10 protein-coding genes are annotated in these 13,340 nt (G+C 69.1%); 1 reads left to right on the plus strand and 9 read right to left on the minus strand.

Going from position 1 to position 13,340, the window contains the following annotated elements; all coding sequences use genetic code 11:
* Positions 1 to 87: 87 nt before the first annotated feature.
* Positions 88 to 555 (plus strand): hypothetical protein, encoded by a 468-nt coding sequence (locus ABIC35_RS07165; protein WP_354278387.1) that lies wholly within the window; start codon positions 88 to 90, stop codon positions 553 to 555.
* A 3-nt stretch (positions 556 to 558) separates the two neighbouring features.
* Here ABIC35_RS07165 and ABIC35_RS07170 read toward each other — a convergent pair whose 3' ends face one another.
* The 9 genes from ABIC35_RS07170 to ABIC35_RS07210 all read right to left on the minus strand — a co-directional run bounded on the left by ABIC35_RS07170 (position 559) and on the right by ABIC35_RS07210 (position 13,331).
* Entirely contained in the window at positions 559 to 1,521 is a 963-nt protein-coding gene (locus ABIC35_RS07170; protein ID WP_121077902.1) for a 3-hydroxyacyl-CoA dehydrogenase NAD-binding domain-containing protein, read from the minus strand.
* Between the two features lie 126 nt (positions 1,522 to 1,647).
* Positions 1,648 to 3,213: a TolC family protein gene (locus tag ABIC35_RS07175; protein WP_121077904.1), complete on the minus strand. Its 1,566-nt coding sequence runs from the start codon at positions 3,211 to 3,213 to the stop codon at positions 1,648 to 1,650.
* A gap of 139 nt (positions 3,214 to 3,352) precedes the next feature.
* The gene (locus tag ABIC35_RS07180) at positions 3,353 to 3,730 is read right to left on the minus strand and encodes a YdbL family protein (RefSeq protein ID WP_121077906.1); all 378 of its coding nucleotides are present in this window, start codon (positions 3,728 to 3,730) and stop codon (positions 3,353 to 3,355) included.
* Positions 3,730 to 3,924 (minus strand): YnbE family lipoprotein, encoded by a 195-nt coding sequence (locus ABIC35_RS07185; RefSeq protein WP_121077908.1) that lies wholly within the window; start codon positions 3,922 to 3,924, stop codon positions 3,730 to 3,732. The genes ABIC35_RS07180 and ABIC35_RS07185 overlap by 1 nt, the downstream gene beginning before the upstream one ends.
* A gap of 25 nt (positions 3,925 to 3,949) precedes the next feature.
* On the minus strand, positions 3,950 to 7,111 hold the full coding sequence (locus tag ABIC35_RS07190; RefSeq protein ID WP_121077910.1) for an intermembrane phospholipid transport protein YdbH family protein: 3,162 nt from the start codon (positions 7,109 to 7,111) through the stop codon (positions 3,950 to 3,952).
* 79 nt (positions 7,112 to 7,190) lie between these two features.
* Positions 7,191 to 7,688, minus strand: coding sequence for a GNAT family N-acetyltransferase (locus ABIC35_RS07195; RefSeq protein WP_220667360.1), 498 nt, complete (start codon positions 7,686 to 7,688; stop codon positions 7,191 to 7,193).
* A complete protein-coding gene (locus ABIC35_RS07200) occupies positions 7,685 to 9,298 on the minus strand; it encodes a Na+/H+ antiporter (RefSeq protein WP_121077914.1) in 1,614 nt (537 codons plus the stop codon). The genes ABIC35_RS07195 and ABIC35_RS07200 overlap by 4 nt, the downstream gene beginning before the upstream one ends.
* 287 nt (positions 9,299 to 9,585) lie before the next feature.
* Positions 9,586 to 10,962: a PepSY-associated TM helix domain-containing protein gene (locus ABIC35_RS07205; RefSeq protein ID WP_121077916.1), complete on the minus strand. Its 1,377-nt coding sequence runs from the start codon at positions 10,960 to 10,962 to the stop codon at positions 9,586 to 9,588.
* A gap of 14 nt (positions 10,963 to 10,976) precedes the next feature.
* On the minus strand, positions 10,977 to 13,331 hold the full coding sequence (locus ABIC35_RS07210; RefSeq protein ID WP_121077918.1) for a TonB-dependent receptor family protein: 2,355 nt from the start codon (positions 13,329 to 13,331) through the stop codon (positions 10,977 to 10,979).
* Positions 13,332 to 13,340 lie beyond the last annotated feature (9 nt).

The raw sequence follows: 13,340 nt of genomic DNA on the forward strand, positions 1-13,340 counted from the left end.
TCCGCTTACCTCTGCCGGTGCAAGGGATCACCTAGCCTGGCATGTCCCTAAGCCAGGGGAGGCAAGCGGCTGCTACAGACGGGCGTGATGTTGGAAACTGTTCTTCGACTGATGACCACGGGTGGCGTGTTCGTCGGCATGATCGCCGTGTATGTTGGCATGCGGAACAATACCCGCCAGCTCAACGCACAGATATTCCTGTCCTTTTCCGATCGCCTGCAGACCATACGCCACATGCTGCGCACCGAGTTGCTGCCGATCTGGACCGCCGAGCTTCCCCCCGAGGAAGTTGCTCGGATCCTGCCGGGGCTGCTGCAGGTGCTGCACCTGATTCTCGAACTCTACGAATTACGCGAGCAAGGTTATGTCCGGCCGCGGATGTGGAAGATCTGGTCCCGCAACATCGATCGGTTCCTCACCTGCCCGATCGTGCGCAGCCTGAACGACGAGATTCGCTTGGAGTTCTCCGGGCACGACCGGTTCATCGCTTGGATCGAAGAGCGCCAGGCCTCGGTGTCTTCGGTCGTCCGCCCGCACCGCAGGAAGCGGTTCTGAGCATCAGGTCGCGGCAAGCGCATTGAGGACGGCGATTTCCTTGGCCTCGCGGCTCTGCGCGAGCTGCGCGATCGGCCAGGCGCCATAGGACTGGTCGGCCTGCCGGGCGATCAGCTCCTTGGTGACCGGATCGAAGTCCGCCGCGTCCAGCGACTCCCACAGCCGCTCCATGGGCGGCCCGAGCTGCTCGATCGAATGCGGCAAGCCGCCGTCCCCGCCGCTCAGATGAAGCGACAGGAAGGGGCCCGAGGTGGCAAGCCGAACGCCGAGCGACGTCGTGACGATATCGTCGAGTTCGTCGATCGTCACCACGCCGCCGCGCACCAGCGCCACGCACTCGCGGAAGATCGCCGCCTGCAGGCGGTTGGCGACGAAACCCGGTACCTCCTTGCGGATGACGCGCGTCACCTTGCCCAGCCCGTCATAGAAGGCGACGGCGCGGGCGGTGACTTCGGGGTCGGTCGTCTGCGTCGGCACCACCTCGACCAGCGGCATCAGATGCGGCGGGTTGATCGGGTGCGCGATGAGGAGGCGCGTGTGATCGCGCATCTCGGTCTGCTGGAGCGAGGCGGGGATGCCCGCGCTGGAGCTGCACAGCAGCGCGTCGGCAGGCGCGGCGCCCTCGACGACTTCCCAAAGGCCCTGTTTGAAGCCCGGCCGCTCGGGCCCGGCTTCCTGCACGATGAAGGCATCGGCCACGGCATGAGCATGGTCGTCGACAAAGCGGATCCGTTCGCCGATGTCGAACGGCGCATGCCCCAGCGCCACCAGCGCGGGCATCGCAGCGGCAATGCGCGTCCGCGCCTTGGTCTCGATATCAGGGTCGGGATCGCTGATGACGACGTTCAGCCCGTTGGCGGCGAATAGCGCCGCCCAGGATGCGCCGATCACCCCGCCCCCGATGATCGCTGCCGTCTTCCCCGCATAATCAAGCTTTGCTGCGTAATCGAACGGCTTCGTGGACACGGTGCCTCCCGGAAGGGCAAGCCAATGGACGCGGGCAGGGCCCGCCAGAGGATAGGGACGATAGGCCGCCCCGCGCCCGCACGGCGTAAGCGAGCGCTAGCGGCAGTGAGATGCAGGGCTAACGGATCATTCCGGCGCAGCACCCAGCGTGCCGGTCGCCAGCGCTAGCGTCGCCGCTGCCCGCAGCGCAGAGGCACGCGCATCGCTCACCGCATTTTCAGCGGCGAGCAGTTGCTGCTGCGCCAGGCTCACCTCGGCAATGGCACCCACGCCGTTCTTGTACGCGGCGAAGGCGGCATCGAAGCTGGTGCGGGCCGCGCTGCGCGATTCCTCGGCGGCAGCATTCGCCTCCAACGCCGCGCGCAGCCCGTTCTCGGCGGTGACGATCTCGAGCACGGCACGATTGCGTGTTGCCTCCAGCCTGGCCGAAGCACCTTCCACCCGATCGCGCGCCTGTTCGAGCCGCGCGGCGCGCAGCCCGCCGTCGAACAGCGGCACCCGCAGGCCGACCAGCACCGATCCGCTGGTCCGCCGCGCGGAGACGTTGAGCGTCGCCGATTCCCCGCCGGTGCCCGGCAGTGTCGTCAGATCGCGGTTGCCGCGAATGTGCGAGGCGGTGCCCGATGCGAAGATCTTGGGCTTGAAGTCGGCGCGGGCGGCCAGCACGCCTTCCTCGCTCGCCTTGCGGCTGGCGAGCGCCGCGAGCATGTCGGGACGGCGGGAGAGCGCCTTGGCGACGGCCTCCTCCGCCATGTCGGCCATTGCCGGCGCGAGCGTGCGATCCCCGGTGTCGGCGATGCGCAGCTTGGTGAAGGGCGGCAGGCCGATCGCGGTAATCAGCCGCAGCCTCGCGTCGGTGGCCGCGGCTCGCGCCTGCACGGCAGCGAGGCGCAACTGGGCGGTAGCCTGACGCGTCTGCGCCGCCTCCATCGTGGTGCCGACACCGCGGCGGAAGCGCGCCTCGGCCGACGCCTGGACCTGCGCCGCCAGCTCGACCGCGCGGTCCGCATTGGCCGAACGCGACCGCGCGGCGACGTCGTCATAATAGGCCAGCGAGATCTGATGGGTGACCTGCTGGTGCTCGGCGGTAAAGGCGATGTCGGCGACCATCGCCTGCTGGCGCGCCGCAGCGATCTGCGCCTCGCGGCCGCCGAAATCGAACAGCAGCCATTCGAGCGAGATCGCCGCGACCGCAGTGCCGCCGTTGGAATCGCGGTCCTCGCCGTTCACCCCCTTGCCGAGATAGCCGCCGCTCACCACGCCGCCGCCGACGCCGGTCGCCGAGATGCGCGGCCCATGGCTGGCGCGGACGATGCCCGGCACCAGCGCCGCGCTGCGCGCCTCGTACCAGGCGACGCGGACGCTCGGATTGGCGGTATGCGCCAGGTCCACCAGCTCGGTGAGGCTGTAGACATGTTGCGGATCGGTATCGGGCGCGGACGGCAGCGTCGCCAGCGCGGAGTTCTCGGGCAGGACATAACCGGCTGCCGGGGCAGGCGCAGCCTTGTCCGCCGGCACCGGCAGGATCTCGCCGCTAGCGCTCGTCGCGGGAGTCCAGGGACGATCGAAGCTTTGGGGCGCAAGCCGGTCGCCTGGGCGGGTACAACCGCCAAGCACGACGACGGCCAGCGGCGCGAGGCGCAGCCACATGCGGGGGCGGCGGGCCGAAGCAGGCGAAAATCGGCGATGCATGGGGTCTGCGCCCGTCCCTTCGTGCTGTTGGCGACGCGCCTGCACGAACCTGGGGCCGACCGCATGCGCCCCGTCCGGTTAGGCGGGACGGGGCGTACGATGGCGTAAGCGAGGGTGAGCCCCCGCTACGCCGCGGGGGTCAGAGGCAGCGCGGGTCGCGCACCGGCGCGTCGGCGCCGCGGGTCAGCCAGCGGCCATCGGGTGCGCGATACTTCTCGCCCGGCGCGGTGCGCAGGATCAGGTTGCAGCCCGTGACGAACGCCATCTGCTCGACGGTGGAGCTTGCCGCTGCCTGCTGGGTGTACTGGCGCTTGCGCTGGATATTGATGTTGTTGACGATCGCCTGCAGCTCGGGCGAGGCCGCGCCGACGATGCCGAGATAGCCGTCGGGCTGTTCGCCCACCTGACCCTGCTGGCGCGCCGCCTGATAGGCGGGGTCGCGCTGGGCATAGGCCGGGGCGATGCCGCCCGCCGCGATTGCGGCTGCCATGGCGAAGGTCGAGAGCAACTGTCGCATCAGAAAATCCCCGGATTGTCCTGGATGATGGCCTTCGCCTTGTTGTCGAGGCGATAGACCACTTCCTGGGTGATCGAAATATTGAGGTTGATCACGATCGGCTTGTCGGGCGCGTTCACCGTGACGCAGCCGCCGAGCAGCGCCAGCGGGGCAATCCCGCATGCCCCCAGCCGAAGAGACAAACCCTGTTTCATGCTTCCAAGCTCATAGACATGCCTTTCATGGACGGGTTGTGCTTTCGGCGGGCTGAACGGTGGATTGAACCGCATTGGGGCCCGCTTCCTGCGCACGTTTCTGCTCCTCGATCAACGCCGGCAGGTTGCGCTCGATCAGGCGCCGCGGATCGTACCAGGATTGCACCGAGTCCATCAGCTGGCGGAAGGGCGCGTTGATTCGCACGTTGAAGACGAGCGGCAGCTTCGCCAGCCGCCGGATCAGGAAATTGGACTTGGTGCCCTGCCCCTGGCTGAGCCCGGAAAAGCTGATGTCGGTGATCATCTCGCCGGCCAGCGGCCCGTTCATCCGGATCGCGAGGTTGCGATAGTCAAGCGACTTGAGCGCCTCGAACGCCATGTTGCCCCAGGTGCCCAGATTCTCGCGCGAGACCTCGCCGACATAGGCGATGTGCCCGCCCTTGCGGGCGCGCAGCTCGCCGCCCTCAATCCGGCCGCCGGTCTCGTCGAAGATCATCGGCAGCGTGCCGTCGAAGGTGCCGGTGGCGTCGAGATTGTCGAACGCCATTTCCTTGAGGAACAGGGCGGCGTCGACGCCCTTCACCTGGAAGGTCATCCGGCGCTTGCCCGCCTCGTTGAAGTCGAGCGTGGTCGGCTCAAGGACGAGCTCGCCCCCGGCGAAGGGCCAGCGCGCACCTTCCACTCGCACCCGGCGGCTGTCGAGCAGCTGGTAGCGGAACACGCCCTCGCGCACCGGCACGCCGGGATTGATCTCGGCGACCGTCGCCACCTGCACCGGCGCGGTCTGCACATTGAGCAGATCGGTGAAGTTAAGTTCGGTGGTGAGCCCCTGCACTGGGCCGAAGGCTGCCGCCAGCGCGACATTGGTGGCGGTGAAGCGGCCGCTGCTGGTCACCGTCTCGCTGTCCCATGCGATGCTCCCCGACCCCGCCACGGTGCCGTCGACATCGGCGATCACGCCGAGGGTGAGCGGGGTGAGCTCGAGCGGCTGGAGGCCGTCGGTCTTGAAGCGGATGCCCGGCACGTCGAGCAGCGCCTGCCCCACGCCCTCGCCGAGATCATGGGTGATCGACACCCTGGCGACATCGACCGGCCGTTTTGTGCCGACGAGATCGGCCTGCGCCTCGATCCGATTGCCCCGCAACGTCAGCCGTCCTGCGGGAGCGAGCAGCGGCTCGAAGCGCTGGCTGGCTTCGGCATCGGCGAGGCGGAAGCTGCCGAGCAGCGCGAGCCCGCCATCGGCGACCTGCCAGCTGCCCTTGCCCTGCGAGAGCACCAGCGGCACCGCGCCGGTCTGCCCGCCCAGCGCATCGAAGCTGCCACCGAGCGTCTTGCCGAACGCGCCCTGGAGCTGGCCGACATCAAGCCGCGTCGGTCGGTCCGCGCCCATGCGGACCGCAACGCCGGTCAGGTCGAAGGCCTGTCGGGCCAAGTCCACGCGCGCATCGCTCGCTGCGAGGCTGAGCGGGTTGCTGCCCATGCTGCCCGCCAAGGCGATCGCACCGGTGCGGACGCCGCCGGTAAGGTGCTTGCCGTTCCAGGCGAGCATCGCCGGGCCTATCGGGCACAGGCGCTGGCGATGGCCCCGCAGCACCATGCCGGCGGCGGTGATCCGCGCGAAGCCGAGCGTCTCGCACGCGGGGTTCACCAGCACGCTCGGGCCGCTCCAGCGCGCGACCAGCGGCATCGAGAGGTCGTCGACCCGGCCACTACCGATTGGGCCGTACAGCGTCGCGACGGTGCGCGCCGAGCCTGCTCCGCCCCGCATGGTGAAATAAAGGTCCGCCAGCGCCAGCCGCGCGCCGCCCGCCGCATATGGGCGCAGCGTGCCGGTCCCCTGGAGCTGGTCGCTGCCGGGGCGTTGCAGGAGATCGAGCGTAAGGTCCGGCATCCCGCCGCCGCCCAGCGACAGCTGCCCGGCAAGCGCGACCGCGCCCTTGGGGACATCCAGCACCGCGCCCTGCTCGCCCGCAAAGCGGACGCGCGCACCGGAGCGTGCAGTAAGATCGACAGCATTCACCCGGATCGTGGCGCCGCTCCCGCGCGTGGCGATCCCGAGCGTCGCCGATCCGCCGAACTGGCGCCCCGCGGCATCCACCGCCGAGGCGAACCTGGCGGCGAGCGGCCCCACCGGCGTGGCTGCTACTGCTTTGCGATAGCTACCCATCTGCCCGCGCAACGCTGCAGAAATCGCCGCATCTCGCACGCTGATGCGGCCGTCAAAGGCCATCACCGTACCGACGGCATAGCGTCCGGACGCGTCGACGATACGGGCGCGCATCGCGTCGGTCCGCGCATCCGTGCCTTGGAGGGTGACCGCGCCCGTCGTTCGGCTTCGGTCTCCCGCAAAATCCAGCCGGGCGTCGCTGCGGCCAAGGCTGCCATAAGCCGAGCGCAGGGACGCCAGACCCAGCCGTGCATCGCCGTTCCAGCCGACAAACGCCGCATCGAGCGTCACGCGGACGGTACCGCTCGGCTGCAAGGCTTGGATATCGCCGCACGCCAGCCGCTGCGCCGCCAACGGCCCGGTGAGGCTCGGCGCGCCCTTGCGGATGCGGACCTGCATCTCGGCACCGAGGCCGAGAAGGTCGCAGCCCCCGAGGTGCAGCTGCCCGGACTGCGCGCGAAGCGTCCCGGCAAACCCGTCGGTCAACAGTCCCTTGCCGCGCAGGCCGAGCACCACCAGCCCCGCATCGCTATCCAGCCGCAGCTGCGCGTCCGCGACCTCCACGCTGAGCCGCGGCAGGGAGAAAGGCTTGCCCGAACGCGGCGGCATCAGCCGGTCGAGCGACCCGAGCGAGAGCGCGCCATCGACGATCCGCCCCTGCACCCGCACCGTGCCCGCCTTCGCCACCAGCAGTTCGGCGCGCCACGGATACAGGGCCGTGCGCAGCTCGATCCAGTCGGCGGTGAGGTCGGGATTGCGCGGATCGCCGATCGAGACGTTGGTCAGCCGCTGGCGCCAGGGGGAGAGCTGCGCGATCGTGTAGCGCGCGGGCACGCCGCGCCGCGCCAGCTCGCGGTCGACAAAGCCTTGCGCGATCGTCCGCCGCTGTAGCCACACCGTCGCCACGCTTGCCGACACCAGCACGAGCAACGCCACCGCGACGCGACGCCGTCGCTTCGCCCGCACTGCTGCACTGCGCCGCCGCGCTTCGGCGTCGGTGTCGTCTTCGCTTCGGTTCACGCCCGCTCCAGCCGCCTGACCGTGCGGCCCCTAGCCATAGCTCTCCGATCCTGCAAAGGTTCCTTGGGTCGCTCGACGCTCAGGCGAGGTCGCGGGTCATCTCCACCATGGTGCGGTGGAAGCCCGCCGAGGCGAATAGCGCCTGCGCCTCGACATTGCGCTCGGCGGTGAACAGCACGAGCCGCGGCAGCTTATGGGGTTCCAGCGCCGCCATCGCCGCGTCGAGCAGCGCTCGGCCGATGCCCTGACGCCGATGATCGGGCGCGACGATCAGATCGTAGATCACGCCCGCCGGCCCACGCAGCGCCATATAGTCGTTGCCCTCCACCCCGGCATAGACATAGCCGAGCACCGCATCGCCCGCCGCCGCCACGCGCAGCACGGACTCGGGCCGCCCGATCTGGCGGATGAGGAAGCCGCCATAGACGTCGGGAGTCTCCGGTGTCGGCGCGATGAAGCGGCGCGCGTCGAAGGCGTGGTGCACCGCGACCATCTGCGCGCCCAGCCGGCCGAGCTGCGCGCGGTCCGCCGCCATCGCCGGACGGATCGTGAAGGATGGAGGCTGCGGATCGGTCACGCTTGTTCTCCCGGGCCATGGATATCGGCGCCCTCGCCGCCCTGGAACAATGCGCCCAGTTCCTCGAGGTCGAGATCGCGCTCCAGATTGTGGAGCACTTCGTCCTCGATCTCGCCTTCGCGGTGCAGGCGCAGCAACTCCTTGCGACCCGCCGCCACTGCCGCGAGCACGATGTCGAAATGCGCGCGGATGCCGGGCATGTAGGTGCTGGCATCGCCGGCGTAGCGTTCGGTGACATGGTCGCGCTTGCGATATTCCTCGAGCAGCCGCGGATGAACCAGCTTGCCGTCTGCGTCATAGGCGCGCGCCTCCACCTCGACGCGCTTGGCGCGGGCGATCGCCGCCTCGGCCTGCACCAGCGTGACGTTGGGCGGCGGATCACGATCCTGCGGCGAGATGGCATGGATCACCCAGCCGAGGCTGGCGCCCTGCAGCACCACCGTTGCGAGGATCACCGCGAAAGCGCTGACCAGCATCAGGTCGCGCCCGGGCATCTCATTGGGCAGCGACAGCGCGACGGCCAGCGTCACGACGCCGCGCATTCCCGCCCAGGACAGCACCGTCGCCTGCCGCCAGCCGAGCGGCCGCACCTGCGACACGCCGGTCCGCTTGAGCGTGCCGAGCAGCAACTCGCTGCCGAATACCCACACGAAGCGGGTGACCAGCACCGCGACGACGATGCCGATCACCGGCAGCGCCATCGAGGTGAACACCCGCTCCAGCCCGACGCGATCGAGCACCCCGCGCAGCGAGAAGCCGATCAGGATGAACACCAGCGCTTCGAGGCTGAACACCAGCGTCCGCCAGAAGGCAGCCCCCTGCATCCGCACCCGCGCCGGCAGCACCTCGTGCTGGAACCAGCCGAACACGATGCCCGCCGCGACCACGGCAATGACGCCCGATACGTGCAGCGCCTCGCCGGCCAGATAGGCGGCCCAGCTGAGCAGTGTCGCGGTGGCGACGATCAGCGTCTGGTCCGGCAGGCGGCGCAGGATGAACTTGCCGCCAAAGCCGACTGCGGTGCCGACCACCACGCCGCCGATCGACAGCAGCACGAAGCTCGTCCCCGCATCGAGCGCGTTGAAGCTGCCGGTGAGCGTGGCGGCGACGGCGAAGCGGAACAGCACCAGCCCGGTCGCGTCGTTGATCAGGCTCTCGCCCTCCAGCAGCGCCAGGAGACGACGCGGCAGCTGCACCCGCTGCAGCACCGAGCGTGCGGCGACCGCGTCGGGCGGCGAGACGATGGCGCCGAGGGCAAAGCACGCCGCCCAGGGCAGCCCCGGCACCAGCAGGTGCAGCACCAGCCCCACGACCAGCGTGGTGAACAGCACCGCGCCTACCGCGAGCGACAGGATGCCCGGCAGATGCCGCCGCAGTCGCCCGAACGCGGCATAATAGGCGCCGTCCATCAGCAGCGGCGGCAGGAACAGCACGAGGACGAGCTCGGGATCGAGCGACACCTTGGGCAAGTTCGGCAGGAAGGCGAGCGCCCCGCCGCCGAGCAGCAGCGCTGCCGAGGGCAGGAACGAGAGCCGCTCGGCCGCCCAGTGCAGCGCGATGATCGCCGAGAACAGCACGAGGACCAGCTCAAACGTGTCGACCGGATGCATCGTCTTCCCCCTGCGGCCCTACGCGGCCGTGACTTATAGCAACAGCGCGGCGATAGGTTCCGGGGGCAAGGCTAACCGCTGCACCTGCGGGCGGCAAATCTGCGGCTCATACCAAGCTGCACGGACAAGAGCCCATCCCTGCTCCCCAAGCCGTCACCCCGGCGAAAGCCGGGGTCCATTGAGGTCTCGCTATCGGCTCCTGCAGTCACCGAGAGGTGAATGGATCCCGGCTTTCGCCGTGATGACAGCGTTGAGACAAGAGGCGTTCCGGCTGGCGCAACTTGATTTCAGGCCGATACGCGCGCCCCGCGCAGTCCCAGCCAGCGCCGCACGCCCGGCAGGTGGACCAGCACCAGCCGCTCGACCACCAGCACCGCGAGCAGGCTGATCCCCATCAGCGGCAGGAACAGCCCCAGAGAGATCACGAGCGCGAAAAAGGCCAGCGCCGCCGGCCGCGGCTCGCCGGCCCGCGGCGCGCCGAGCACGCCCTCGGGTCGCCGGCGCCACCATAGCACCACGCTGCTCACCGCGAGCAGGATCAGCCCCAGCGCGGTCAACAGGTTGAGCAGCTGGTTGAGCCAGCCGAACGCCTGCCCCTCATGGATCGCCACGCCGTAGCCGACCAGCCGGTCGACCAGTCGCCGCTGCGCGAATTCCTTGCGCGAGAGCAGCTTGCCCGTCTCGCCGTCGAGCGTCAGGTCGGTGCGCAGCGGGCGGTTGGCGGCATCGGACTTGGCGGTCCAGGGCTGGCCGGGGCCGGTCGGCGGCGAGACCAGCACCGGCGTCGCCAGCCGCAGCGGGCCGAGCGTGGCGATCAGCCGGTCTAGTGGCACGAGGGACACCGCCGGGTGCGCCATGGCCATGCCGTGATGCTCGGCATGCTCGCCCATCATCGCGCGGGTGCCGGCATCGGCGGCGCGCTGGCGGAGTTCGTCGGCACTGCCGGTGGTCCAGTCCTGCTTGACGGGGTGGCCCTCCAACACTCCGCGTACCGCCTTGAGATAGCCGCCCCAGCTCTTCGCCCAGGGCAGTCCCGAGACGAGCAGGAACAGCGCGAAGGCCGAGACCCAGAAACCGGTGACAGCGTGCAGATCCCGCCAGAAGCGTCGCCCGCCCGCCCCCAGCCGCGGATAGACGATGCCACCCAGACCCCCGCGGCGCGGCCACCACAGGAACAGGCCGGAGAGCAGCATCACGATCGTCCAGGAGGCGGCCAGCTCGACCAGGTAGGATCCCAGCGTGCCGGCGAGCAGCTCGCCGTGGAGCCGGAACACCACGCGCATCAGCCGCTGGTCCTCGTCGACGGTCTTGAGCACCGCAAGCGTCTGGGGATGGACATAGACGCGCGTCTCGTTCTGCCCCTTGCCGACGATGATCTGTACTGCCTCACGGTCGGTATCGGGCAGCTGGTAGCGGTGGAGCACCGATCCCGGCACCGCCCGCACGGCAGCGGCCGCCTGCTCCGCCGCCGAGGCGCGCGGACCAGTGATGGCGAGGTTGGCGTAGGGCGCGTCGATCAGCGCCTCCACCTGCGGGCGGAACAGGTAGATCGCGCCGGTGACCGCCAGCCACAGCACGAACGGGATGCAGAACAGGCCGGCGTAGAAGTGCCAGCGCCAAACGGTCGCGGTGTTCGGCCAGCGCCGATTGCGGCTATGCGCCATGGATCCCCTCCCCCTCAGAACCGTGCCTTGACGCCGGCATAGACCGTGCGCGGCTGCCCGGCGTAGACCGAGCCGGTGGTGTTGGCGAGGACCGAGGCCGGGTTCTCCGCGCCCGAGGCCGCGAGGCTGTTCGAGATCACCGAGGCCGCGCCCACGTACGTGACGTCGAACAGGTTCTGCACCGAGGCATAGAAGCTCAGTCGCGAGAGCGGACCGCTGCCCTTTGGCGGGTCATAATGGAGGTTGAGGTTGACCAAGGTCGCCGAGGGCATCGCCAGCAGGTTGCTGTTGTCGACGAAGAAGCGGTCGCGATACCCCAGCTCGGCGAAGCCGCCCAGGCCCTGCAGTGGGCCGGTGGGCTGGTCATAGCCAAGGCGCGCATTGACGAAATTCGGGATCACGCCAGGAATTGCCTTGCCGTTCCGATCGAGGACCGCGGACACCGAACCGGCGGTCAGCCGCTCCTGGAAGTCGGTATAATATTGGTCGTTATAGCTGTAGCTCGCGTCGAGCTTGGCGCCGGGCAGCAGCCCCGGCAGCGGCTTCCAGCTCACCCCCAGCTCGACGCCGCGATGCACCGAGTGCGGCACGTTCGAGGTATAGGCGAGCAGGTTCACGCCGGCCGACTGGCTGACCAGCTCGTTGGTGAACCATTCATAATAGCCGGTCAGCTCGGCCTTGAAGTTGCTGCCCAATGCCACCTCCGCGCCGAGATCGACGCCGGTATTGCGCTGCGCCTTGAGGCTGGCGTTGTTGCCCGCCACACCCGCCGGCGTGACGAACAGGTTGCCGGCCTGCGGGATGCCATAGCCCGTCCCCACCCGCGCATGCAGCCGCACCGCATCGACCGCCTGCCAGAACAGCGCCGCCTCGGGCGCGACATTGGTGAAGTGGCGATCGGCGGGGATATAGGCGGGCACCGGGTTGGTCCCGACCGGATAGGTATAGGCGGTCTGACGGACGTCGAGGATCGAGCGCTCGGCCCCGATCCCGGCGATCGCCTGCAGCCGCCCGGTGAGCTGCAGCTCCTCGCGGGCGCGCACCCCCAGGTTGCGGACGTCGCCGAACACCGTCTGGGTCAGCGCGCCGAAGCCGTTGCGGCCGGCGGGAGTCTTGTTGAAGCTGTAGCTCTGGTTGTCGAGATAGTTGTAGAACACGCCCACGAAGCTGGTGGACTCCATCCCCACGATCCGGCCGTGATGGGTCACGTCCGAGGTGAGGTTGTAGCTGTCGAGCGTGCCCTTGAAAGGCGTCGCGCTGGTCGGCTGGTTGACCACGCGGCTGTCGAAGGTCGCCTGGGTGCGCCAGGTGGTGGTCGGGCCGAGATCATGCTCGTAGCGGGTGCCGACGATCGTCCGGCGATCGTTGCGCGCGAGATTGCCCTCGTCCGCGGTCTGCGCGATCCGCGCGCCGTTGATGCCGTTGACCAGCACCGAAATGGTGCCGCAGCCCGGCGCGGCGGTCGCCGCCGCCTGGCAGCCCTGCTGATAGGGATTGGCGAGATACTGGTTGTACGAGAGCCGGGTCGACAGACGGAAATCGCCTTCGTTGTAGATCAGCTTCAACGCCACACGGTCGCTGTTACCCAGCTCGAACTTAGCCAGCGCGTTGAGCGTGCCGGTCTCGTAGCCAGTATGGCCGGTCGCGCCGTCGCCGCGGACATAGCTGCCGAACACCGCGATGTCATGGCCCGCCGTCGCGTGCCCGATCGTCGCATAGAGATTGGCATAGCCATCGCCGCCCGCGTCGAATCCGGCCTCGACGCCCTGGATCTCGCGGCCCGAGCGGGTGCGGAAGTTGACCGCGCCGCCCAGCGCGTAATTGCCGTAGCGCGCCGAGGAGGGCCCGCGCACCACGTCGACTGCGCCATAGGCATGCGGATCGGTGAGGTCGAACCGGGCGAGACCGTCGGGTTGGGTGACGGGGAAATCATCCTCGAACACCTGCAGATTGCGCGCGCCGAACCCGTTGCGCGCATTCGAGCCGCGCACCGAGACGCCGACGTCGCGCGGGCCGTTGCCCTGGGTGACAGCGATGCCGGGCGAAAGCCGGACGATGTCGGCGATGGTCGTCGCGGGCGTGTTGCGGAAGGCGGTCGCGTCGACCGTCGTTACCGTTTGGCCGCTCACCTGCGTGGTGAGCGACAGCGCCTTGCCGGTGACGAAGATCTCGTCGGTGCCGGGCGGCGTGACGGCAAAGGGTGCCGCTTGTGCCTTCGGTGCAGCGGCATCGAGCTTGGCCAGCTCGGCATCGATCGCCGCGCGCTGGCGGAGCAGTTCGGCGCGGCGCGCGTCATCGGATGTCTGCGCGGACGCGGCAGATGCGCAAAGGACGGCCGAAACGGCCGCCGATAACAAGAGCTTGGACATGAAATCTTC

Origin of the sequence: Sphingomonas trueperi, from assembly GCF_040545965.1 — a bacterium.
In the GTDB taxonomy this organism is placed as follows: domain Bacteria; phylum Pseudomonadota; class Alphaproteobacteria; order Sphingomonadales; family Sphingomonadaceae; genus Sphingomonas; species Sphingomonas trueperi_C.

Excerpts from the sequence above, each read along its gene's own strand:
- ABIC35_RS07180 (WP_121077906.1), bottom strand. The coding sequence starts at position 3,730 with ATGCGACAGTTGCTCTCGACCTTCGCCATGGCAGCCGCAATCGCGGCG.
- ABIC35_RS07185 (WP_121077908.1), bottom strand. The coding sequence starts at position 3,924 with ATGAAACAGGGTTTGTCTCTTCGGCTGGGGGCATGCGGGATTGCCCCG.
- ABIC35_RS07175 (WP_121077904.1), bottom strand. The coding sequence starts at position 3,213 with ATGCATCGCCGATTTTCGCCTGCTTCGGCCCGCCGCCCCCGCATGTGG.
- ABIC35_RS07205 (WP_121077916.1), bottom strand. The coding sequence starts at position 10,962 with ATGGCGCATAGCCGCAATCGGCGCTGGCCGAACACCGCGACCGTTTGG.
- ABIC35_RS07210 (WP_121077918.1), bottom strand. The coding sequence starts at position 13,331 with ATGTCCAAGCTCTTGTTATCGGCGGCCGTTTCGGCCGTCCTTTGCGCA.
- ABIC35_RS07165 (WP_354278387.1), top strand. The coding sequence starts at position 88 with ATGTTGGAAACTGTTCTTCGACTGATGACCACGGGTGGCGTGTTCGTC.
- ABIC35_RS07200 (WP_121077914.1), bottom strand. The coding sequence starts at position 9,298 with ATGCATCCGGTCGACACGTTTGAGCTGGTCCTCGTGCTGTTCTCGGCG.